The sequence below is a fragment of the Miniimonas sp. S16 genome, assembly GCF_057748195.1.
Window position 1 is genome coordinate 743,019 of the sequence record NZ_CM173242.1, and the last position, 22,665, is coordinate 765,683.

General features: G+C 74.7%; 17 protein-coding genes and 2 tRNA genes. 9 read left to right on the forward strand and 10 right to left on the reverse strand.

Features of this window, described 5'->3' with window-relative positions; translation table 11 throughout:
- Window positions 1-9: 9 nt before the first annotated feature.
- Together AC3AQ1_RS03360 and AC3AQ1_RS03365 are read left to right on the forward strand one after the other, a co-directional pair.
- Window positions 10-933, forward strand: a complete 924-nt coding sequence (locus AC3AQ1_RS03360; RefSeq protein WP_108717819.1) for a hypothetical protein — start codon at window positions 10-12, stop codon at window positions 931-933.
- Window positions 930-1,379: a GntR family transcriptional regulator gene (locus AC3AQ1_RS03365; protein WP_108719946.1), complete on the forward strand. Its 450-nt coding sequence runs from the start codon at window positions 930-932 to the stop codon at window positions 1,377-1,379. The genes AC3AQ1_RS03360 and AC3AQ1_RS03365 overlap by 4 nt, the downstream gene beginning before the upstream one ends.
- Here AC3AQ1_RS03365 and AC3AQ1_RS03370 read toward each other — a convergent pair.
- From AC3AQ1_RS03370 to AC3AQ1_RS03410, 9 genes are all read right to left on the reverse strand, one after another.
- Window positions 1,366-4,869, reverse strand: coding sequence for a UvrD-helicase domain-containing protein (locus AC3AQ1_RS03370; protein WP_108717820.1), 3,504 nt, complete (start codon window positions 4,867-4,869; stop codon window positions 1,366-1,368). The genes AC3AQ1_RS03365 and AC3AQ1_RS03370 overlap by 14 nt on opposite strands.
- Window positions 4,866-7,994, reverse strand: a complete 3,129-nt coding sequence (locus AC3AQ1_RS03375; RefSeq protein WP_108717821.1) for a PD-(D/E)XK nuclease family protein — start codon at window positions 7,992-7,994, stop codon at window positions 4,866-4,868. The genes AC3AQ1_RS03370 and AC3AQ1_RS03375 overlap by 4 nt, the downstream gene beginning before the upstream one ends.
- Window positions 7,995-8,008: 14 nt before the next feature.
- Window positions 8,009-9,076, reverse strand: coding sequence for an IS110 family RNA-guided transposase (locus AC3AQ1_RS03380; RefSeq protein ID WP_108717602.1), 1,068 nt, complete (start codon window positions 9,074-9,076; stop codon window positions 8,009-8,011).
- 337 nt (window positions 9,077-9,413) lie between these two features.
- Window positions 9,414-9,489: transfer RNA gene (locus tag AC3AQ1_RS03385), tRNA-Glu, on the reverse strand.
- A gap of 82 nt (window positions 9,490-9,571) precedes the next feature.
- A tRNA-Gln gene (locus AC3AQ1_RS03390) sits at window positions 9,572-9,643 on the reverse strand.
- Between the two features lie 188 nt (window positions 9,644-9,831).
- Window positions 9,832-10,659: an HAD family hydrolase gene (locus AC3AQ1_RS03395; protein ID WP_234417725.1), complete on the reverse strand. Its 828-nt coding sequence runs from the start codon at window positions 10,657-10,659 to the stop codon at window positions 9,832-9,834.
- 32 nt (window positions 10,660-10,691) lie between these two features.
- Window positions 10,692-12,179, reverse strand: coding sequence for a glutamate--tRNA ligase (gene gltX, locus AC3AQ1_RS03400; RefSeq protein WP_108717822.1), 1,488 nt, complete (start codon window positions 12,177-12,179; stop codon window positions 10,692-10,694).
- Between the two features lie 53 nt (window positions 12,180-12,232).
- Window positions 12,233-13,006 carry a fumarylacetoacetate hydrolase family protein gene (locus AC3AQ1_RS03405; protein WP_108717823.1) on the reverse strand — a complete coding sequence of 258 codons (774 nt, stop codon included), beginning with the start codon at window positions 13,004-13,006 and terminating at the stop codon, window positions 12,233-12,235.
- A 50-nt stretch (window positions 13,007-13,056) separates the two neighbouring features.
- Window positions 13,057-13,854, reverse strand: coding sequence for a methyltransferase domain-containing protein (locus AC3AQ1_RS03410; protein WP_108717824.1), 798 nt, complete (start codon window positions 13,852-13,854; stop codon window positions 13,057-13,059).
- Between the two features lie 74 nt (window positions 13,855-13,928).
- Between AC3AQ1_RS03410 and AC3AQ1_RS03415 the strand changes: the two genes are divergently transcribed.
- The 7 genes from AC3AQ1_RS03415 (at window position 13,929) to AC3AQ1_RS03445 (ending at window position 21,389) form a co-directional block, all read left to right on the forward strand.
- On the forward strand, window positions 13,929-15,185 hold the full coding sequence (locus AC3AQ1_RS03415) for a DUF418 domain-containing protein (protein WP_108717825.1): 1,257 nt from the start codon (window positions 13,929-13,931) through the stop codon (window positions 15,183-15,185).
- Window positions 15,182-16,150 (forward strand): 3-methyladenine DNA glycosylase, encoded by a 969-nt coding sequence (locus AC3AQ1_RS03420; RefSeq protein ID WP_234417727.1) that lies wholly within the window; start codon window positions 15,182-15,184, stop codon window positions 16,148-16,150. The genes AC3AQ1_RS03415 and AC3AQ1_RS03420 overlap by 4 nt, the downstream gene beginning before the upstream one ends.
- A 78-nt stretch (window positions 16,151-16,228) precedes the next feature.
- Complete coding sequence (nrdI, locus tag AC3AQ1_RS03425; RefSeq protein WP_108717826.1) at window positions 16,229-16,705, forward strand: class Ib ribonucleoside-diphosphate reductase assembly flavoprotein NrdI; 477 nt, start codon at window positions 16,229-16,231, stop codon at window positions 16,703-16,705.
- A 4-nt stretch (window positions 16,706-16,709) separates the two neighbouring features.
- Window positions 16,710-18,470: a nuclease-related domain-containing DEAD/DEAH box helicase gene (locus AC3AQ1_RS03430; protein WP_108719948.1), complete on the forward strand. Its 1,761-nt coding sequence runs from the start codon at window positions 16,710-16,712 to the stop codon at window positions 18,468-18,470.
- A 69-nt stretch (window positions 18,471-18,539) separates the two neighbouring features.
- Entirely contained in the window at window positions 18,540-19,331 is a 792-nt protein-coding gene (locus AC3AQ1_RS03435; protein WP_139986028.1) for a hypothetical protein, read from the forward strand.
- An 8-nt stretch (window positions 19,332-19,339) separates the two neighbouring features.
- Window positions 19,340-20,041 (forward strand): IMPACT family protein, encoded by a 702-nt coding sequence (locus AC3AQ1_RS03440; RefSeq protein ID WP_108719949.1) that lies wholly within the window; start codon window positions 19,340-19,342, stop codon window positions 20,039-20,041.
- Between the two features lie 37 nt (window positions 20,042-20,078).
- Complete coding sequence (locus tag AC3AQ1_RS03445) at window positions 20,079-21,389, forward strand: TrpB-like pyridoxal phosphate-dependent enzyme (RefSeq protein ID WP_108717828.1); 1,311 nt, start codon at window positions 20,079-20,081, stop codon at window positions 21,387-21,389.
- Between the two features lie 18 nt (window positions 21,390-21,407).
- On the opposite strand, the gene AC3AQ1_RS03450 is transcribed toward AC3AQ1_RS03445, so the two are convergent.
- A complete protein-coding gene (locus AC3AQ1_RS03450) occupies window positions 21,408-22,613 on the reverse strand; it encodes a cation:proton antiporter (protein WP_159096360.1) in 1,206 nt (401 codons plus the stop codon).
- Window positions 22,614-22,665 lie beyond the last annotated feature (52 nt).

Sequence of the window (22,665 nt, forward strand, 5' to 3'; positions counted from 1 at the left end):
ATTGCGACCATGAGCATCGCGTTGCCGCTCCTCGTCCTCGCTCTCGTCGTCGTTGCCGCCGTGCTCGTGGCGCGGCTCGTCCTGCAGGGGTCGCCGGGGCCCGACGCTCTGCCGCTCCCCGAGCGAGTGGCGCGCCACGCCCGCCGGACGCGCTGGGTCCCGCCGACCGCGGGGCTGCTCGCGGCCGTCGTCCTGCTCGCGGCGCAGCCGGCGCTGTCCTCCCGGGTCGCACGCGCCGTCGGGCCTGACGGCCCGACCGGGCTCGTCCTCGCCCTCGTGCCGCTCGCCGTCGGCCTCGTCTGGGTCGGCGCCACCGCCGTCGCCGAGCGCACCTGGCCCGCGCCCGACGGCGAGCTGCGGCACGCGGCCCTCGCGCCCCGGTCGGTGGCCACGACCAGCCCTCGGCTGCTGCGCGTGCTCACGGCCACGTGGGGCGGACTCCTCGTCGCGGTCCTCGTGACCTGCGCGATCGTGGGCGACGGCAACAGCCTGGCGGTCACGTCCGGCCCGGTGACCACGTCGGCGGGGCCCTTCCCCGGCTGGGCGTACGGCGCGCCCATGCTCGCGGCGGCACTCGCCCTCGCCGGCCTCACAGTCCTCACCCTGCGTCTCGTGCGCCGACGCCCCGCGGTGCCGAGCATCACCCCCGAGCAGGACGCGGACCTGCGCCGACGCACCACGGGCGGCGCGCTCCGGGTGGCGCAGGCCGCGTTCGGTCTCACGCTCGGCGGTACGACGCTGGTCGCCGGAGTCGCCGTGCACGGCGTGACCTCGGGCCTCACCCTCAACGGCGAGCCGGCACCCGCGTGGGGCGCGCTCGCGCCGTGGCTCGTCGGCGCGGCCTGGCTCGTCCTGCTCCTGGCGATCGCGGCCACCGTCCCGTGGCCGGCACGCGCCGCGCGCGCCGCGTACCCGGCGGGCGTGCCGGCGTGAGCGCCGCACTGCACGTCGACCTGCGCAGCGCGGTGCCGCCCTACGAGCAGATCCGCGCCCAGGTCGCGGGCCACGTCGCAGCCGGCGCGCTGAGCCCCGGTGACCGGCTGCCCACGGTGCGCGATCTCGCGGCGGACCTCGGCGTCGCCCCCGGGACCGTCCAGCGCGCCTACCGCGAGCTCGAGGCAACCGGCGTGGTGATCTCGCGACGACGACACGGCACCTCCGTGGCGCCCGGCACACCGCGACCGGCAAGCGCTGCGGATGGCGCACGGCGGACGGAGGACGCAGCCGACGCACCCGACGACGTGCGGTCCGCCGCGCACTCCCTCGCCCGCGCCGCGCTCGCCGCCGGACTCGCCGACGGTGACGTGCTCGACCTCGTGCGCGGGACCCTCGCCGCAGCGCGGGACCGCTCGAGGGCTCGCTCGCTCAGCCCAGGCTGACGTCCCGCTCCACCGCGCCGGCGGGGTTGAGGAACAGCAGGACCGCCCGCACGACGTCGACGCCCGCAGCGCGCAGCGCGTCGGCGTACGCCCGCAGCTGCGGTGCGTAGTACGCGGTCCGCGGCCCGAGCGCACCGACCGGCACGGCGTCGGTCTTGTAGTCGACCACCGTGACCCGCCCGTCGGTGTCCCGGACGAGCAGGTCGATGAACCCCTCGAGCACGCGGTCGTCGTCGAGCGGTGCCCCGACGAAGGTCTCGGGCCAGTGCTCGCGCTCGGCCGCCCACCGCACGAGCGGGCTGGCCAGGGCCGACCGCACGAGCGCCGCCACGACGTCGGCGTGCTCTACCACGCCCTCGGCCACGCACTGCGCGGCGACCGCGCCGTCGACCCCCTCGCTCGTGGCGAGGTCGAGCGACTGCAGCACGCCGTGCACGGCCCGCCCGACCGCGGTGCCGTCGCGACCCTTCGACCACGGCGGGAGCTCGACGTCGCGCGCCCCCTTCGCCCATCCGCCCTCGGTCGCCGGACCGTCCGCCGGGTCGAACTCCGACGGCGGCCCGTCCGCCCGAGAGCCGCCCACCGGCGGCGCACCGTCCGCGGGGTCGAGGTCTGACGGCGCACCGTCCGCCGCCTCGGCGAGGTCACCCCCACCCACGAACGCCTCGGCCAGGTCGATCACGTCCCAGCGCGCGCCGGAGCCGCCGAGCGCGACCGCGGGGTCCGTCCCCTCCAGGCCGGACGGGCTGATCACCGGCACGCGGCGCGAGCGCGCCTGCGCGGCCTCCACCCGCGCGCTCCACTCGGCCCAGGGCGGGGGCGCGACCGGGTCCCGCGGCAGGTCGACCGTCACCGGATGCGTGCCCGCCTCGAACACCGTGGCCCCGCGCACGCCCTCCCCCTCGACGGCCAGCAGCTCGGCGTTGGTGCGCTGCCCGCCCGTGCCCGCCTTGCGGTGCAGCGAGACGACGAGGTGGTCGCGCGCGCGGGTGGCCGCCACGTAGAGCAGGCGGCGCCGTTCGAGCGAGTCCATCTGCTCGTCGACGGGCTGTGCGGCCTCGAACTCCTCGGTCTGCACGTCCGCCTTGAGCCGCACCTCGTACCCGATGTCGGTCCAGAGCACTCGCACGCCGCGCGGGCTGATCGGCTGCGACGTGAGGCCCGAGAGCACGACGACCGGGAACTCCAGGCCCTTCGCGGCGTGCACCGTCATGATCCGCACCGCGTCGACGTCGGTCTCGGGCAGGATCGCCTCGGCCACCCGCGAGGACTCGTCGGCCTGCCGCGCCGCCCACTCCAGGTACGCGCTCAGGCCGCCGTGGGCGACCTCCGACCACGCACGCGCCTGGTCCACGACGAACCGCAGACGACGCCACTGCTCGCGGGCCCGACGCTGCGACGTCGCCGGGACCTCGAGCATCCGCCGGTCCGCCACGAGCCGCGCGAGCACCTCGCTCGGTGTCGACCAGCGCACGTCGCGCCGCACGTCCCGCAGGTGCGTGAGGGCACGCGCCACCGGGTGCCCGGCCCGGGCGGTGTCCTCGTGGACGGGCGCGAGCAGCGAGAAGGGCCCCCCGTCTCGTCGCCAGGTCCACAGGTCGTCGTCACCGCAGCCGTAGAGCTGGCTGCGCAGCGCCGTCACCACCGCGAACGTGTCGGCGGGATCGGCGACGGCGCGCGCCGCCGCCATCAGCGCCCGCACCTCCGGCGCGGAGTAGACGAGCGAGCTCGACTCCGCCCGGAACGGGATGCCCGCGGCCTCGAGTGCGTCCTCGAGGTAGGGCAGCGACGTACGGGCCGGCACGAGGACGGCGACGTCGTGCCAGCTCATCGCCCGCTCGACAGGCGCTCCGTTCTCGTCCCTGTTCTTGTCGTCGACGACCGTCCATCCCTCGGCCTTGGCTCGCGCCAGGACGGCGGCCACGTCCGCCGCCTCCCGCTCGCGCAGCACCGACGCCCCGGCGCGCGGCAGGTCCTCGTGCGCGCGGGCGCCGAGCGCGGCCACGGCGGGCCCGACGCCCACGGCCTCGCGGTGCGGGGCCAGAGCCTGGTAGGCGGGCTGCGCCGCATCCTGCGCCTCGATGAGGCGCCCGAAGACGGCGTTGACCCAGTCCAGGATTGGGCGCGTCGTGCGGAAGTTGGTCGCGAGCCCGGTGCGGGCCTCGGGTCCGAACCAGTCCGCGACGTCGAGGAAGACGCGGATGTCGGCCCGTCGGAACCGGTAGATCGACTGCTTCGGGTCGCCCACCACGAACAGCGAGCCCGGCGGCGTCGCGATGTCGTGCCAGTCGGCTGCACCGCCGTCCGCGCCCGCCGCGATGCGCACGGCGAGCTCGACCTGGATCGGGTCGGTGTCCTGGAACTCGTCGAGCAGCAGGACGCCGAAGTCCCGCTGCAGCGCGGCCCGCACGCTCGCATCGCGGCGCAGCAGCTCGCGCGCGAGCACGAGCAGGTCGTGGAACTCGAGCCGTCCGTCCGTGGACCGCGCGCGGGCGTCGGCCACCACGCGCCGCGCAATCCACGCCGCCAGCGGGCGCAGGGTCGCGTCCGTCACGGCGTCCGCCGCTGCCTTGGCGTCGGCGATGAGGCTCGAGCAGTCCTCACGCAGGCCTGCGAGATCGGGCCAGCTCTTGGCCCTGCCGTAGCTCGTCTTCAGCGCCACCGCTGCGCCGAGGGCGGCGTACCGCTCACGGGCGTCCGCGGCCACGCCGAGGCCTCGGCCCCACTCCCCGATCGCGGCGAGCCGTTCGAGGAAGCGGTCGGAGGGGTCGGTGCACTCGATCGCGCGACCCGCCAGCTCGCGCGCTCGCGCGGCGAGGAGGTCGACGTCGGGCAGCGCGACAGCCACATCCTCGGGTGGGGGGACGCGCTCGTCCGCGAGGTCCCAGTCGTTGCCGAACGCGCGCGCGAGCGCCCGCAGGTGCTCGAGCGTGACGCCCGCGGACATCGCCATGAGCAGGTGCGGCGACATCGCGGGGTCGTCGAGCAACTCTCGGCGGGTGTCGCTCCAGCGCTGCTCGAACGCCAGGCCGGAGCTCACCTCGTCCGCGACCTCGAGCTCGGGCGGCAGGCCCGCGGCGATCGCGTGGCGGGTGAGGATGCGCTGCGCGAACGCGTGCAGCGTGCCGATCGCCGCCGCGTCGAGGTCCTCCAGGCCCGCGGTCGCGCGCCGCTCGCGCAGGCTGGGTGCACCGCCATCGATGTCGACCGCGCCGCCGTCGGCCCCGCCTCGTCGCACCGCTCGCTCCGCCCGCTCGACGGCCTCGAACGCGGACCGGAGCCGCGCTCGCAGCTCGGCGCCCGCCTTCTCCGTGAACGTGACGGCCGCGATGCTCGCGAGCGGCACGCCGTCGTCCAGCACGAGGGTGCGGATCCGCTCCACGAGCGCACGCGTCTTGCCCGAGCCCGCGCCGGCCTCGACGAACAGCGAGGTCGCCGTGTCGGTGCGGATCCGCCTCCGCGCGGCGGCGTCGGTGAGCGGCGCGCTCACGGCTCCCCCTCGCCGTCGTTCGCAGCGTCGGCAGGGCCGCCGGCCGCGACTGCTTCAGCTGCGGCCGCGGCGTCCGGGTCGGTGAGCGTGAGGAACGCGCGCAGCGCGGGATCATGACGCTGGCGCTCCCACCGCTCGCGGGCCTCGCCGTGCCCGAGGCCGTCCGGGTTGCAGTACCAGCACTGCACCCAGGAGAAGTCCGGCTTCTCCGGGGGCACGGGCGGCAGGATGCCGGCCGCGACGGAGTCCACGAGCGTGCCCACGGCCCGGCGATAGGCCCGCTCGGTCGCCTCGTCGAGCGCGACCGTCACCCGCTTGCCCCGCCCCACCGCGCGCTTGTTGCTCTCGTCGCGCCGGACGAACCAGTACGCGGCCTCGACGGCGTCACCCGGCCGCCCGTGCCGCGCGAGCGCCGCACGGGCGTAGGCGGGCAGCTGCATCCTCTGGCCGTGCCCGACCGGATCGGTCTCGAGGTCGCCGTAGGTGCGCGCGCTCCCGGTCTTGAGGTCGGTCACGATGAGCGTGCCGTCGCCCCGACGGTCCACCCGGTCCGCGCTGCCGCGCAGCCGAACCGACCCGCGCTCGACGTCGAGCACCACCGCCGGCTCTCCCGCCAGGCCGAACGTCAGCTCCGAGGCGACCACGCTCGCGCGGCGCGCGGCCCGCCAGGCGTCGTCGTCGTCGAGCATCCGCGGCAGGTCGCGCCGCAGCGTGTCGCGTTCGAGCGCCCAGAGCCGCGGGTGACCCATGAGGCCGCGCGCCGACACGCGGTCGGCCTCCTCGTCGAAGATCGCCAGCAGTCGCGCGCGATCGGCCGCCGACCAGGGTGCGCCGTCGCGCGGGAGCTCGCTCGCCTCGCGCGCGAGGCGGTCGAAGCAGCGGTGCACGAGGGTGCCGATCTCGTTCGCCGGCGGCTCGACGACCTCCTCTGGAGCCTCGAGGTGTCGCACGCCGAGCACGCGCTCCACGAAGAACGCGTGCGGGCACTGCGCGACCTGCTCGAGCGTCGTCGGCGCGACGACCCGGACGCCGTCGGCATAGTCGGGCAGACCGTCGGCAACGTGCCGCAGGTCGCCGTCGTACCGCGTGAGAGCGTCCCCCGCGCGGGCCGCGAGCATCCCGCGGGCAGCGGCCACGGTGTCGTCCTCCCACGCCTGCGCCGCGGCGGCCCGGACCCGCCACTCCTGCGCGTCGGAGAGATCGGGCGTCGCCAGCAGCGCCGCCGCGAACGACGAGCTGGACGTGCGCACGCTCTCCGGCACCCGCTCCCAGTCCGAGGCCGCGAGCTCGTGGTCACCGGCGAGCTCGCGCAGCGACGGCAGGAGGAACCGTGAGGGGTGCCGCTGCGTGCTGCGCCGCAGGTCGCCCCGGGGAAACGAGGCGAGCGCCGGCGCCGCTGCGAGCGCCGCGAGGACCGCGCGGTGCAGCGCGTCGACACGGGTACGCAGGGGCGCCAGCCCGCCGGCGAGTCGCGCCGCCGAGCCCAGCAGCGCATCCTCACGGACGCGTCCCGGGCACAGGTCCTCGGCGAGCCCGACGACGAACACCGCGTCGACGTCGAGCAGCGCGGCCTCCCCGAGCGCGCTCACGTGGACTCCCTCGCCGAAGCGCCCCACGCGGGGCACCGCGGCGTCGAGCTGCAGCGTGAGCGCCCCGACCGCCGTCGCGAGGTCGGCGCGTGCCTCCACCGCACCGAGCCCGCCGAGCGCGTCGATCGAGCCGAGGAGAGCCACCACGCCGTACTGCTCCTCGGGCGGCAGGGCGCGCAGCGCCGCCGGATCACCGACGGTGTGCTCGAAGAGCTCGCGCAGCCAGTCCGCGAGCTCGGGCCACGTGTCCAGGTCCGCCCCGCGCTCGAGCATCCCGCGCAGGTTGCCGATCGCGTTCCCGAGCGCCACCGCGTCGTCCGCGTCCTTGGTGCGGTGCGCCGCGAGCTGGGGCTGCGGGTCGTCGCCCAGGAGCAGTGCGGCCGCCTCGGCCCGGCGCTCGGCCGCGAACACGGCCGGCCGGGTCGTCCAGTCGTCGCCGCCCACCACGCCGGCCTCGCGCGCGAGCCGGTCCCAGCGGGCGAGCGGCACCACGGCGCCGTCGATCCGGATTGGCGCCTCGCCCAGCACCCGGATCACCTCGGTCCGTGCGAACCCCGACTCCGCCAGCGCGAGCAGCCCGAGGAACGCGCGCGGCACGGCGCGCTCGAGCACCGAGCGCACGCCGCGACCGTTGATGCGCACGCCCGCAGCGGCGAACCGCTCGTGCAGGAGCCGGGCGTACGGCACCGCGGCCGGGTAGAGCACGGCGATCCGCTCCGCCGGGACGTCGCGCAGCCGGCGCACCACGTGGCGGACCACGGCCCGCACCTCGTCGTCGGCGTCGGACGCATCGAGCAGCGCACCCGCGACGGCGCGCGGGTGGCCCGCCGGGACGGGGGGCACCGCGAGGCCCGCGGCGCTCAGCGAGTCGACCACGTCGCCGTCCGCGCGCCGGACGTTGGCGACGCAGGCCACCACCTCGAGCGAGCCTGCGTGGTGCAGCGCGGCCACGAGGTCGACCTCGGCCGGCTCGAGCCGGCTCGCCGCGACGAGCAGGACGTGCCCGCGCGCCGGTCGCGCCTCGAGCAGCGCCGCGGCGGCGCGCAGGAGGTCGACGCTGTCGTAGTGCCGCGCCGCCGCGCCGTCGCGCACCACCCGGTGCAACCGGACGAGCGACTCGGCGACGGGGTCCGCGGCTGCCACCGCGTCGAGCTCCTCGTCCGTCCGGTGACGCAGCTCGCGATGCGCGCGCACGAGTGCACGCACGGTGCCGGGGTGCTCCGCCACCTCCGCGAACGGGCCGTCGTCCCCGGCGAGCGCGACGCGCCAGTGGGCCGCGAGGACGGCGGTGGTCGCGGGCTGGCGGGGCGCGAGCAGCGGTGCGGCCAGCTGCTCGGCGAACCGCGCGAGCGTCGTGACCACCACGCCGGCCACGGCCTCGCGAGCGAGGAACCGGCGCACCGTGAGCGCGGTGACGTTGTCGGGGACGAGGATCGTGACGAGGGCCAGCGGATCGCCGCCCTTGGCGGCGTTCACGCGCTCGCGCACGGCGTCCAGCGCGGGCCGGCCGTAGGGCTCCAGGTGCACCGTCGTCACGGGTTTCTCCTATGTCAAGCCGCGGCGGCGACGGTGGTCGTGGTGGGCTGGTGGAGGGGTTGGGTGGTGGTCTTGAGGGTGGTGAACACGACTCGGATGAGGTGCCGCTTCAAGCAGCGCAGGGCCTCTCGGTTCGACATGCCTTGGGCCTTCTTCTTGTCGTAGTACGCCCGCCCGAGAGAGCGGGGCAGCCTGATCTGGGTGACGGCAACGCGGTGGACCGCACAGTTGATCTGGCGGTTCCCGCTACGGGTCATGCGGACTCTGCCCTCGGTGCTTCCGGACCAGACCGGGATCGGCGCGATGCCGGCGTGGCGGGCGAGCTGGGCGTCGGTGCTGAAACGTGCGATGCCACCGATCTCCCCGACGAGCTTCGCGGCCGTCAGCTCCGCGCACCCAGGCACCGCGACCAGGGCCGGAGCCCGAACGCTCACCAACGCAGCGATCCGCTTCTCCAGGTCCTTGATCCGCACACTCACGGCGCAGATGTCGCTCAACTCATCCAGGGCGAGCTCGACCACCACACCCTCGCCTCGACCCTCCAACCACGCCTGCAACGCACGCTGATGCTTGATCCGGTCCATCGCCCCGGCCGGGATCTCGTGCTCGGGGTCGAGCTCGTGCACCCGCCACAACAGGCTGTTGATCGTTGCCGTGCGCTGCTTGACCAGCGTGTCGCGCCGATCCACCAGCAGCTTCAGCTCACGAGCCTGCTCATCGTGCACGGCCCGGGGAAGACCGGGCTCCGCCAACGCGGCACGAGCCACCGCCAGGGCGTCGATCGGGTCGGACTTGCCGCGGGTGCGCGCGCTCGCACGGGCGTGCGCCATCATCTTCGGCGGAACCCGCACCACGACCTGACCAGCCGCGAGAAGATCCATCTCCAGCCGGGTCGAGAGGTGACGGCAGTCCTCGATCGCCCACTCCAGCTCATCACCGAACTGGCGCCGCGCCCACCGCAACGCCTCCCGGTGACCAGGAGTGGTCGCCCTGACCGTGAACTGCCCGATCTTGCGGGCCCGCTCATCGACCGCGACGAACGTGTGGCTCTTCTTGTGTACATCGGCTCCAACGACAACCATGAGGGTTGCCTCCTTCCACCCGATCAGTGCAGGGACGGTTGGGCCGGCCGGCGGACACATCTCAGTGGGGGCGATGCCACGCTCCTATCAAGTCACGCCGGCCGGTCCGTCACACCAGACGCCGACAAAACCCATGCACGCCACGAAGGCAGCGACCCTACGAGTCAGACGACTGGTGATCAGGACCCAACCACCGCGAAGCGGCACTGTCACCCTGACACTGAATGCGACCCTATCCAGGCGATCCGACATCGGAGCCGGATCCGCCTGCGCGCTCCCCCGCGCCGGAGCTCGCCAGACACGGCGAAGCCCCCGCTCGCAGGAGCGGGGGCTTCGATGGTGACCCCAGCGGGATTCGAACCCGCGTTACCGCCGTGAGAGGGCGGCGTACTAGGCCGCTATACGATGGGGCCGTCACACATGTCCGGCGAACCGGGCCTCGAAGACCTTACCCGATGCTCGCCGTGAAGCGAAATCGAGCGGGTCTGCGCTGCGCTGGGGTACCAGGACTCGAACCTAGACTAACTGAACCAGAATCAGTCGTGCTGCCAATTACACCATACCCCAAGGGGGTATCCGGGCCCGGTTCGGTGCGCCTTTCGGGCGCCCGCCTCGGCCGTTCAACCGACGGGTGACTCTACCCGCTCATCGTGGGATCGACCAAACCGGGGGCTTCCGTGGCCCGCCGGCCGTCGGTGGGTCTGCCGCCGCAGGGCTGACAGCAGACCGACCTGCGGGCTCTGCCGTGGAACGCGTCACAGCCCCAGCAGCCCCGGCACCTCGCCCAGCGAGTGCACGACGGCGATCCCCGCCTCGCGCGCGACGTCCGGGTCCTCGAGGTGGACGCCTCCGCGGCGGGCGCCCGGCCGGTCCAGCCACACGGCCCGCAGGCCCGCGCGCTGCGCGGCCAGGGCGTCGGTGTCCAGCTCGTCGCCCACGTAGAGCGTCTCGCCCGGCTCGGTGCCCAGCAGCCTGCACGCCTCGAGGAACACGCGGGGGTCGGGCTTGCCGACGCCCAGCTCGTCCAGCGTCACGAGCAGTGGCACGTCGTCGGCGAACCCCGTGGCCGCGAGCTTGCGCGTCTGCATCGCGCGCGAGGCGTTGGTGAGCGCCCCGACGGCGAGGCCGGTCGACCGCAGCGCCGCGACCGCGTCCAGGGCGTCCTCGTGCGCGCGCCAGCCGGACTCGAAGCCCGCGAGGTAGACCGCCTCCCACTCCCCGAAGGTCTCCTCCGGGATCGCCGGCCCCGCGAGGGCCTCGTGCACCTCCTGCGCGCGCAGCAGCCGCTGCGCGGACTGGCTGAGCTCGCCGCGGGTGTAGCGCCGGAACGCGCCCTGCGCGTCGGCCCGCCACACGTCCAGCGCCCGGGCGCGGCCACCCGCGTCCAGGTGCGGCAGATAGGCAGCCGCCACGGCGTCGATCCCGGCCGCGAACGCCGCGCGGGTGTCCACGAGCGTGTCGTCGACGTCGAGCAGCACGCCCCGTACGCCGTCGTACCCTGCCGTGGCTCGCCCGGGCAGGGCTCGCCCGGGCAGGGCTGGTCCGGGAGCGGGCGACGCACCGTCGACCCCCGCGTCGGTCACAGCGCCCGACAGCCGGTCGGGCGCGCCGCCCCTCACAGCGTGGTGCGCAGCGCCGCCAGCCGCGCGAGCGTCGAGTCGCGACCGAGGATCTCCATCGACTCGAACAGCGGCGGCGAGACCCGCCGGCCCGAGACGGCCACCCGCAGCGGGCCGAACGCGAGCCGCGGCTTGATACCCAGGCCGTCGACGATGGCGAGGCGAAGGGCGGAGGAGATGCTCGCCGTCGTGAACTCGTCCACGTCGGTGAGCGCGGCGATCGCGGCGTCGAGGACGTCCGCGGCGCCCTCCTTCAGGGTGCCGCGCGCGTCCTCCTCGACGACGAGCTCGGCGTCCGGGACGAGCAGGAACCCGAGCATGCCGGGCGCCTCGCCGAGCAGGACCATGCGCTCCTGCACCAGGGGCGCGGCGGCGTCCAGGATCGCCCGCTCGCGGTTCGTGAGCGCCTCGTAGGTGTCGGCCGAGAGCAGCCCCGGAAGGTAGGGCACGAGGCGCGCGCGGAAGTCCGCAGGCGCCAGCAGGCGGATGTGCTGCGCGTTGATCGCCTCGGCCTTGGCCAGGTCGAACTGGGCCGGGTTCGGGTTGACGTCGCGGATGTCGAACGCGGCGATGAGCTCGGGCATCGTGAAGACGTCGCGGTCCGGGCCGATCGCCCAGCCGAGCAGCGCGAGGTAGTTGAGCAGCCCCTCGGGGATGAAGCCGCGCTCGCGGTGGTGGAAGAGGTTGGACTCCGGGTCGCGCTTGGAGAGCTTCTTGTTGCCCTCGCCGCGCACGAGCGGCATGTGCCCGAACTCGGGCACCCGGTCGGCGATGCCGAGCTCCACGAGCGCGCGGTAGAGCGCGATCTGCCGCGGCGTCGAGGACAGCAGGTCCTCCCCGCGCAGCACCTGCGTCACGCCCATGAGGGCGTCGTCGACAGGGTTGACCAGCGTGTACAGCGGCTTGCCGTCGGCGCGCACCACGACGTAGTCGGGCACCGAGCCGGCCTTGAACGTGACCTCACCACGGATCAGGTCGGTGAACGTGAGGTCCTCGTCGGGCATCCGCAGGCGCCACACGGGCTCGCGGCCCTGCTCGCGGTAGATCTGCGCCTGCTCGGGCGTGAGGTCACGCTCGGCGTTGTCGTAGCCCATCTGCGGCGGGCGGCCGGCCGCGAGGTTGCGCGCCTCGATCTCCTCGGGCGTGGAGAACGACGGGTAGACGTACCCGCCCGCACGCAGCCGCTCGATGACGTCGGCGTAGATCTCCGAGCGCTGCGACTGCCGGTACGGGCCGTGCGAGCCGCCGACCTCGATGCCCTCGTCCCAGTCGATGCCGAGCCAGCGCAGCGACTCCACGATCGCGGCGTAGGACTCCTCGGAGTCGCGTGCGGCGTCGGTGTCCTCGATGCGGAAGACGAACGTGCCGCCCGTGTGCCGGGCCTGCGCCCAGTTGAACAGCGCCGTGCGGATCATGCCGACGTGCGGAATGCCGGTGGGCGAGGGACAGAAGCGGACGGTCACGTCAGAGGTGGGGGCGCTCACGGGAGTCCAGCGTAGGTGCTGCCCCGCCGCAACCCTCTCGGGGCCCGGCGTTGTCAGCGGCGCAGCACGGGGTTGGACAGCCGGCCGATCCCCTCGACCTCGACGTCCACCCGCTGTCCCGCCACGATCGGCCCGACCCCAGCGGGTGTGCCCGTGAGGATGACGTCGCCCGGCAGCAGCGTGAAGATGCCGCTCACGAACGAGATGAGCTCGGAGACACCCACGATCATCTGGGAGGTGCGCCCGTCCTGGACGAGCTCGCCGTCCACCCAGGTGCGTACCGCGAGGTCACCCGGGTCCAGGTCGGTGACGAGCACCGGCCCCAGCGGGCAGGAGGAGTCGAACGCCTTCTTCAGCGCCCACGGCCCGGTCACGCCCTTGTCACGCGCCGTGACGTCGTTGGCCACCGTGTAGCCCCACACCACGTCGAGCGCCCGCGAGACGGGCACGTCCTTACAGATCCGCGCGATCACGACGGCGAGCTCGCCCTCGTAGTGCACGTTGCTGGAGTAGGCGGGCAGCACGATCGGGTCGTCGGGACCCACCACGGCCGTGTTCGGCTTGAGGAAGATCATCGGCTCCTCGGGCACCGCGTTGCCGAGCTCGGCCGCGTGCTCGGCATAGTTGCGCCCGACCCCGACCACCTTCGAGCGCGGGATGACCGGCGCGAGCAGCCGCACGCCGTCGGCCGGGAGCACCTGCCCGGTGCGCTCGACGCCCACGTACAGCGGGTCACCCTTGAGGAGCACGTAGGACGCGGCCTCGCCCTCCCCCTCGACGACGGCGTAGCGGGGGTCGTCGCCGACGGCGACACGAGCGATGCGCATGCGGCCACCCTAACCGGGGGCGCAGGTCAGCGGTCGGGTCAGCGGTCGGGTCACCGCCGGGCGAGGACCTCCGTGTGCACGACCGTGAAGATCCCGTCCTCCGAGGCCGCCCACGTCCGCCAGGCCGCCGCGAGGCGCTCGAGCTCGTCGGTGGTCGCGAAGCCGAGCTCGACGGCGTCGCGCGCCACCCCGGAGCGCGTGATCCGGTCCGCCCACGACCCGCCCCAGAACTCCCGCATCTCCGGGTCCGCGAAGCACCACGTCGAGGTGGAGACGCTGTGGTCGGTGAACCCGGCCTCGCGCACCCAGCCCAGCAGCCGCCGTCCCGCGTCCGGCTCCGCGCCGTTCGCCCGCGCGACCTGGGAGTACAGGTACAGCCAGTCGTCGAGCCCGGGGACCTGCGGGAACCACTGCATCCCGCCGTAGTCGGCGTCGCGCACGGCCAGCACACCGCCGGGGCGCAGGACGCGGCGCATCTCCCGCAGCGCGCCGACCGGGTCGACGAGGTGCTGCAGCACCTGGTGGGCGTGCACGACGTCGAAGCTCTCCGCCACGTACGGCAGCGCCATCACGTCGCCCGGCTCGAACAGCACGTTGTCCACGCCGCGGGCGGCGGCCACCTCACCCGCCTTGAGCAGCACCTCCCGGGAGGAGTCGATCCCCACGACGCGGCCGGGCGAGACGCGCTCGGCCAGGTCGACCGTGATCGTGCCCGGCCCGCAGCCCACGTCGAGGAGGTCGAGCCCGGGGCCGAGGTCGTCCAGGAGGTAGGCGGCGGAGTTCTCCGCGGTGCGCCACGTGTGGTTGCGCAGCACGCTCTCGCTGTGACCGTGGATGTAGTGCGGCATCACGCCTCCTCGTCGCTCCTGGGAACCGCCTCGTCGCGCTCCTTCGCCCACCGTAGCCCGGCTACCCTCGCCGGGTGAGCACTCCGGACGGTCCCGCACCACGGTTCCCCGCGGGCAGCACCGTCCCCGCCGCGCCGCCGCCCTCGTGGCAGCCCGCCACCGTGCCGCCGCCTCCGCACCCCCTCGCCGGCGCGGCACCCTCGTGGCAGCCCGCCGCCGCGCCGCCTGTCCAGCAGCCCGCCGCGAAGCCGCGCCGACCCCGCATCACGGGCATCGACGTCGCCCGCGCGGTGGCGATCCTGGGCATGCTCGTCGCGCACCTCGGCACGGGTCACGCCTCCGACGCGGGCTGGGGCGCCCAGTGGATGTGGATCTTCGACGGCCGCTCCTCGGCGCTGTTCGCGACCCTCGCGGGCGTGAGCATCACGCTCATGAGCCGGTCGGCCGCGACGCCGACGGACTGGCGCGGCGTGCGGACGAAGATCGCCGTGCGCGCCGCCATCCTGCTCCCGCTCGGCGGGGTGCTGCAGGCGATCGGCTACCCCGTCGTCGTGATCCTGTCGACCTACGCGGTGCTGTTCCTCATGGCGCTGCCCGTCCTGCGGCTGCCCAGCCGGTGGCTCCTCGTGCTGGCCGGCGTCGCGATGACGCTCGGCCCGGTCGTCGTGCTCGGCCTGCGCGAGGCGACCACCGGCACCGCGGCGCCGAGCGTGCTGTTCGGGTTCGGACTCGGCGAGCTGGTGTGGGGCTACTACCCCGCCCTCGTGTGGATCGGGTACCTCCTCGTCGGCATGGTGCTCGGGCGGGGCGCCCTCGCCGCGCGCTCGTTCGCGCTCGCGCTCGTGGGCGGGGGCACCGGCCTCGCGATCGCCGCGTACGGCGCGGGCTCGCTGCTCACCGCCGCGCTCGCGCCCGGCCAGGACCGGGCCGATCTGGGCTGGCCGCTCGCACTCGTGTCCGTCGAGCCGCACGGGAACTCCCCGTTCGAGGTGATCGGGAACGTCGGCGTCGCGCTCGCCGTGACCGGGCTGTGCCTCCTGGCAACGTCGTGGCGCGCGGGCAGCCTGCTGCTGTCGCCGCTCGCCGCGACCGGCGCGATGTCGCTCACGATCTACACGGTGCAGCTCCTCGTCATCGGCGCCCTCGGGGAGCACGCGGTGTGGTTCCCTGAGTCCAACGGTCCGCTGCTCGCCCTCGCGATCGGCTCGATCGTGTTCGCGACGATCTGGCGGCACTTCCTCGGCAAGGGTCCGCTGGAGCGCGCGCTGAGCGGCGCGTCAGATGCGGCCGCGCACGCCGTCGTCCGCTCCGCCGCACGTCCTGCGCGATGAGCGCGGTCGCGGCGATCCCGCCGGCCGCGCCGGTCGCGTTCGGGCCCTCGGTCCTCGCGGCCGACAACTGGTCCGCGCGCGAGGCCGCCCACGTCCGACGCGCCGACGACCTCACGGCCGGCCACCGCGAACGCCGCGCGCGGGGTGCGAGCCACGCCGTCGAGGACTTCCTGTTCACCTACTACCCGCTGCGACCCTCGCACCTGCGCCGGTGGAGCCCCGGCGTGGGCGTCGGGCTCGCGGGCGCCGCCGGCACCCGGTTCGACGGCGCGCGGTGGTTCGCGATGCACGACGGCGTCGCTCGCCTCGACGAGGCGGCCTACCTCGCCGATCGCGGCGCCGCGGTGCGCTTCCACGCCCGGCTGCTGCACGCCGTCGCGCACCGGCCGGCGACGTTCTCGTGCTTCGGGCTGCACGAGTGGGCGATGGTCTACCGCGAGGGTGAGGACCACCGCCACCCGCTGCCGCTGCGGCTCGGCGCGGCGGGCACCGACGCAGTGGTGGAGTCCCACCGCATCACGTGCAGCCACGTCGACGCGTTCCGGTTCTTCACGCCGTCGGCGCGAGGGTTGAACGTGCTGCAGCCCAGCCGCGAGACGCAGGTCGTGCTCGACCAGCCCGGGTGCCTGCACGTGGGGATGGACCTGCTCAAGACGGTGGTGCACCTGGGGCCCGCGGTCCCCGGCGAGCTCGCCCTGGACGCGTTCACCCTGGCGCGCGACATCCGCGTTCTCGACATGCGCGCCTCGCCGTACGACGTGAGCGGCTACGGCCTGGACGCGGTGGCGATCGAGACGCCGGCCGGGAAGGCCGATTACGTCGCGGCCCAGCGCACCTTCGCCGAGCGAGCCGAGCCGCTGCGCGCGGCGCTGCTCGACGTGTGCCGCACGCTGCTGGGCGACGGCGACGCAGGCGCAGACGCCGGCACTGACGGCGCAGGCGCATCGCGGCGCCCCGAACGCTGAGATCCGCTCACGCAGCGGCGCCCACGTCGGGACGTTGGTCCCGGGTCCGTGCGACGAACCCCGCAGGATCCTGGAACGATGCGGCGCACCCCGGTCTACTACTACTCCTCCTCGTCGGGACTGGTCCGGCTCTTCGCCGAGCGCCTCGGCCGCCCCGTCCACGACCTCTCCGAGCGCGAGGTCCGCCAGAGCCTGGCGGACGGCCCGTGGGTGCTGCTCACGCCGTCGTACAAGACGGGCAACCCTGCGAACGACACCATCCCCGAGGCCGTGCGCCGGTTCCTCGCCTCCCCCGCCAACCGGCGCCACCTGGTGGGCGTGATGGGGTCGGGCAACCGCAACTTCGGCCGGTACTACCAGCGCGCCGCGCGCGAGATCGCCGAGCTGTCCGGGCGCCCCGTGCTGTTCGAGTTCGAGCTGTCCGGCACGCCGTGGGACGTGCAGGAGTGCGTGCGCATCCTCGAGGAGCTCGATGCCGCGCTGGACCGGCGCGACGCCCTCCGCGCTCACGACTCGGACGCGTCCCCCGCGGCGCCCACCGCTGCGGCACTCTGACGGGATGCCAGAACCTGGCGGCGGTCGCACCGACGCACGCGGCGCCACCGACGACGCCGCCGTCCGCACGCGCGAGCAGCAGCGGCGCGAGTCCGGCGCCCGGGCGGAGCTCGCCGTCGCGAGGTCGCTCACCGCGACGCTGCCGGAGGGCAGCGTCGTGCTGCGCAACGTGAACCTCGTCGTCGACGGCGAGCAGTCCGAGGCGGACGTCCTCGCCGTCGTGCCGGGGCTGGGTCTCGCGGTGGTCGAGGTCAAGAGCGGGAACGTGCGCCTCACCGACGGTGAGTGGCGCCAGGGCGGACGCGCCATCGACCCGGTGCGTCAGGCACGACGGACGATGCACGCGGCCCGGCGCTACCTGCACGAGCGCGACGCGGTCACGTTCCGTCGCCTGCGCGCCACCTACCTCCTCGCCCTGCCCGGCTCGCGCATCCCGGAGACGTTCCGCGCCCCGGACGTCACTCGCCGGATGATCCTCGACTCCGGCGACCTGCTCGAGGGCCGCGCCGGCGAGCGCCTCGTGGCCGCCCTCACCCGCGACGCGGACGGCGACCGCGTGCCGGACGCAGCCCTCGTCGCCACCATCGCCGCGAGCTTCGCCCCCTCCCTCCCGGGCCAGGCCGACCTCCTGGCGGCCGCGGAGGAGCAGGACCTGCTCGCCGAGCAGCTCACGGCGGACCAGGCGCGGGTTCTCGACCTGGCGCGCGCGATGCCGCGGCTGCAGATCGTCGGCGGCGCCGGCAGCGGCAAGACGTGGCTCGCCCTGGAGCAGGCACGGCGGCTCTCGGCGCAGGGCCGGCGCGTCGCGCTGCTGTGCTACTCGCGCGGCCTCGGCCGCTACCTCCAGCGCACGACCTCCGCCTGGCGCCGGGACCGGCCCGCGTGGGTCGGCCTCTTCCACGAGCTCCCGGTCGAGTGGGGCGCGACGCCCGGCCGGGACGACGACCCCGAGGACTGGGAGACGCGGCTGCCCCGCGACCTCGCCACGCTCGCCGCCACGCGCGACCCCGCCGACCTGTTCGACGCGATCGTCGTCGACGAGGCGCAGGACTTCGGCGACGAGTGGTGGCCCGCGCTGCTGCGCTGCCTGCGCGATCCCGGCACGGGCGGGCTGACCGTGTTCTCCGACGAGTCCCAGCGTGTCTTCGCGCGCGACGGCCGCGCCCCGATCGAGCTCGCGACGCTCACGCTCGAGGAGAACCTGCGCTCCACCCGCGAGATCGCCCGGACCTTCGGCAGCTACGGCGACGGCGTGGTGCGCCCCGCCGGCGCGCACGGCGCACCGGTGCGCCTGGTCGAGGCCGGCGACGCCGAGGCGATCGCGTCGGACGACCGCGCCCTGCGTCGCGCCGCCGCGGACGAGGTGCTCGCCGCCGCGGACGACGCCGTCGAGGCTCTCGTCGAGGAGGGCTGGAACCCGGGTGACATCGCGCTGCTGTGCACCGGATCGCGCCACCCGGAGCAGGTGAACACGGTCGAGCTGCGCGGACACACCGCCTACTGGGACGACGCCCTGGACGGTGTCGACGTCTTCTACGGCCACGTCCTCAACTTCAAGGGACTGGAGCGCCGCGTCGTCGTGCTCGCGGTCAACGGCGTGCGCGACCTCGACCGCGCTCGGCACATGCTCTACACGGGCATGTCCCGGGCGCGCAGCCTGCTCGTCGTCGTCGGGCCTCGCGCCTTCGTCGAGCGGGTCGGCGGCGAGGCCGCCGTCCACCGCCTGCGCGAGGCCACGCCGTGGCCCGTGCGGGTCTGCGACTGACCGGGCCTGACGGAGCCGCCCACCGTGACCACGCTCGACAGGCCGCCGCGCACCCGCCACGCTGGCCCCGTGCCGTCAGACTGGGTCGAGGAGCTCGTCACGCTCCTGTACCGCGTCGACCCCGAGGACTTCGTCACCGAGCGCGCGCGCTACGCCGCCCAGGTGCGGGCCGCGGGCGACGAGGTCGGGGCGGCCCGGCTGCGCCGTCTGCCCAAGCCGACGATCGCCGCGAGCTGGGTGAACCGGCTCGCGGTGCACTGGCCCGAGGAGCTCGAGCAGCTGCTCGCCGTCGGCGAGAGCCTGCGGGAGGCGACGAGCACGCGCGACCGCAGCCGACTCGCCGCGCTCGACCGCGAGCGCCGCACCCGCACCGACGCGCTGGTCTCCCTGCTGTGGCACCTCGGCGAGGAGGAGGCCGCGGCGGGCCGGCGCGGGCCCTCCCCCGAGTCGCTCGCGCGGGTCGTCGAGATGCTCACCGCGGCCGTGATGGACCCCGAGGTGGCCGAGCAGGTGCGCCGCGGCCAGGTGGCCCGGACCGTGGTGCACGAGGGCTTCGGCGTGGTCGGCCCCGACGACGGCGTGCCCGCCCCCACCGTCCGGCACCTGCGTCCGGGCGCGGACCAGGTCGCGCGGGCGACGGCGGACCTCGTCGACGCCGAGAACCGCCTCACCGCCGCGACCGACACGGTCGGCTCGCTCGAGTCGATGGTGACGTCGCTGGACGCCGAGATCGCCGCCCTCGAGCACGACCGTGACGCCGCGCGCGAGAACCTCGCCACGTGGCAGCGCACCCGCACCGAGGCCGAGCGTGCGGTGCGCACGGCGCGTCAGCGGCTGGACGCGCTCACCGACGAGCCGTGAGCGTGTCGATGACGCACGCGAGCCTCGACGGGCCGTCGGAGTACCGCACGCTCGCCGCGACCCACCAGCACGAGGTCGAGATCTCCCGCTCGCGCTTCCTCGCGCTGCTCTCCCCCGCCGCGACGGACGAGGACGCGCGTGCGTGCGTCGCGACAGCGCGCCGGGGCCACCCGCAGGCGCGCCACCACTGCACGGCCTTCGTGCTCGGTCCGCGCCGCGACGTGCGCCGCACGAGCGACGACGGCGAGCCCTCCGGCACCGCCGGCGCACCCATGCTCGACGCGCTGCTCGCGGCCGAGGTGAGCGACGTCGTCGCCGTCGTCGTGCGGCACTTCGGCGGCGTGCTGCTGGGGACCGGCGGCCTGGCACGGGCCTACCGCGGCGCCGTCGCCGACGCCCTCGCCGGCGCGCCGCTCGTCCTGCGGCGCCGACGCACCCTGCTGCGCGTCACGCTCGACTACGCGGACGCGGCCGCCGTCACCGCGCTCGCCGAGCGCGCGGGCTGGGGCGTGTCGGCCCGCTACGGGGTCGACGTCGAGCTCGACCTGGCCGTGCCGCCGGACGCCGCCGTGGCGTCGGTGACGCGGATCGCGGCGACGACGGCGGGGCGGGGCCGCGCCACGCCGTCGGGCACGGCATGGGTGGACCAGCCGTGGCCGGACCACCCGCAGGACGAGACGCACCACACGCGCGCCCCCGGAACTGCCTAGGCTCGCAACCGATCGCCGCTGATCCACGAGGAGAACCATGACCGCGACCGACTCCGCACCCGCGCTCGTCACCGAGCGCAGCATCGACCCGCTCGGCTTCGAGGTGCCCTCGACCGTGCCCACGCACTGGTACAACCTGGCGGCCGACCTGCCGCAGCCGTGCCCGCCCGCGCTGCACCCGGGCACCCGCGAGCCGCTCGGCCCGGAGGACCTCGCGCCGCTGTTCCCGATGGCGCTCATCGCGCAGGAGGTGTCCACCGAGCGGTACGTCGAGATCCCGCAGACCGTGCGCGAGATCTACTCGCTCTGGCGGCCCGCCCCGCTGATCCGCGCGCACCGCCTCGAGCGCGCGCTCGGCACGCCCGCGCGGATCTACTACAAGTACGAGGGCGTCAGCCCGGCAGGCTCGCACAAGCCGAACACCGCGATCGCGCAGGCCTACTACAACAAGCTCGAGGGCGTCACGCGGCTGACGACCGAGACGGGCGCGGGCCAGTGGGGCGCTTCCCTGTCGCTCGCGGGCGCGCTGCTCGGCCTCACGGTCGAGGTCTGGCAGGTCCGCGCGTCCTACGACGCCAAGCCCTACCGCCGGTTCCAGATGGAGGCGTACGGCGGCGTGTGCCACTCCTCGCCGTCGGAGCTGACCGAGGCCGGCCGCGCGATCCTCGCCGCGACGCCCGACACCACCGGCTCGCTCGGCATGGCGATCAGCGAGGCGGTCGAGGTCGCCGCGAAGGACCCGGAGGCCCACTACTCCCTCGGCAGCGTGCTCAACCACGTGCTCCTGCACCAGACGGTGATCGGGCAGGAGGCGCTGGAGCAGCTCGGTGACGTCGTCCCGGACGTCATCTTCGGCTGCGCGGGCGGCGGGTCGAACCTCGCCGGCCTCACGTTCCCGTTCCTGGGCCGCAACCTGCGCGAGGGCACCACCACGCGCCTGGTGGCGTGCGAGCCGGCCGCGTGCCCGTCACTCACGCAGGGTGAGTACCGCTACGACCACGGCGACGTCGCGGGCCTCACGCCGCTGCTCAAGATGCACACCCTCGGCGCCGACTTCGTGCCGCCGCCCATCCACGCCGGCGGCCTGCGCTACCACGGCATGGCGCCGATGGTGTCCCACGCGGTGAACCTCGGGCTCATGGAGGCCGTGGCGATCGACCAGGACACCGCGTTCCGCGCGGGGGTGGAGTTCGCACGCGCCGAGGGCATCATCCCCGCGCCCGAGTCCACCCACGCCGTGGCCGCCGCGATCGCGCACGCTCGCGCCGCGACCACCGACGAGGTGGTGCTCATCGGGCTGTCCGGGAACGGCGTGCTGGACCTGCCGTCCTACGGCGCCTACGTCTGAGTCGCGCCGCTGACGGCGCTACGCCGCAGGCGTCGCCACCTGAGCGGTCGCGTCCGTGCCCGGATCCTCGGCACGGGCGCGACCGCGCAGCGCGAGCAGCGGCAGCACGAGCACGCTGAGCAGTCCGCCGGCGACCATCGCGGCCGCCACCTCGGGAGGGAGCGCCTTCGCCGCCACACCCTGCTCGGTGATCACCACGACGAGCGGCAGCGCGGCCGCCGAGAGCAGGGCGAGCGACCTCGCGTCCGGAGGCGAGACCGAGCGGCGGTAGGCCCACCACGTGGGGATGCCACGCACGAGGAGCGCCGCCACGACGAACCCGGGGATCAGGAGCAGCGACGTGGGGTGCTCGATCATCGAGGCCACGTCCATCTTCATCCCCGACGTCACGAAGAAGATCGGGATAAACACGCCGAACCCCACGGCCGTGAGCTTGCGGTCCAGCATGAGCTGGTCGTCCTCGGCCATGTCGAGCGCGGTCGCGGTGCGCACCACGAGGCCGGCGGCGAAGGCACCCATCAGCGCGTCGATGCCCAGGTCGTCGGCCAGCAGCACGAAGAACGCGACCGCGAGCACGGCGACACGCACCGGGAGCTGGGACGTGCTGTGCATGCCCTGCGTCACCGAGCGCCGCAGCCACGGCACGCGCAGGTGGTTGGCCGCCCAGAGGCCGGTCACCACCACGACGGCGAAGATCGCCAGCTCGGCCAGGACCGCCACCGGGTTTCGTCCGCTGAGCAGGAGCGCGACGAGCACGATGGGTCCGAACTCCCCGATCGTCCCGACGGCGAGCGTCCGCTCGCCCAGGGGCGTGCCGACCACCCTCTCCTCGCGCAGGATCGGCAGCAGCGTGCCCAGCGCGGTCGTCGTGAGGGCGATCGCCACGAAGCGGGCGGCGTCGCCCCCACCCGCGAGCGCGACGACGACCCCCACGATCGAGGCGAGCGCCACCGAGACGAGCCACGAGCCGCCCGAGCGGCGGAGCGCCTCACCGCGCATCGTGCGCAGGTTGACCTCGAGACCGGCGAGGAACATGAGGAACGACAGGCCGACGTCGGCCACGCTCTGCACCGAGCCCGTGGCGCTCGACAAGGCGAGCACGGCGGGTCCGATGACGATCCCGAGCCCGATCTCGAAGACGACCCCGGGCACGACCTTGCGGGTCACGAGCGACAGCAGCGGCGCGGTCACACCGGCGGCGAGGACGACGAACAGGGGATCCACGGCGTCACGGTAGTGGTCGACGCGGCCGCAGGTGCCGACGTCGGGCGGCGCG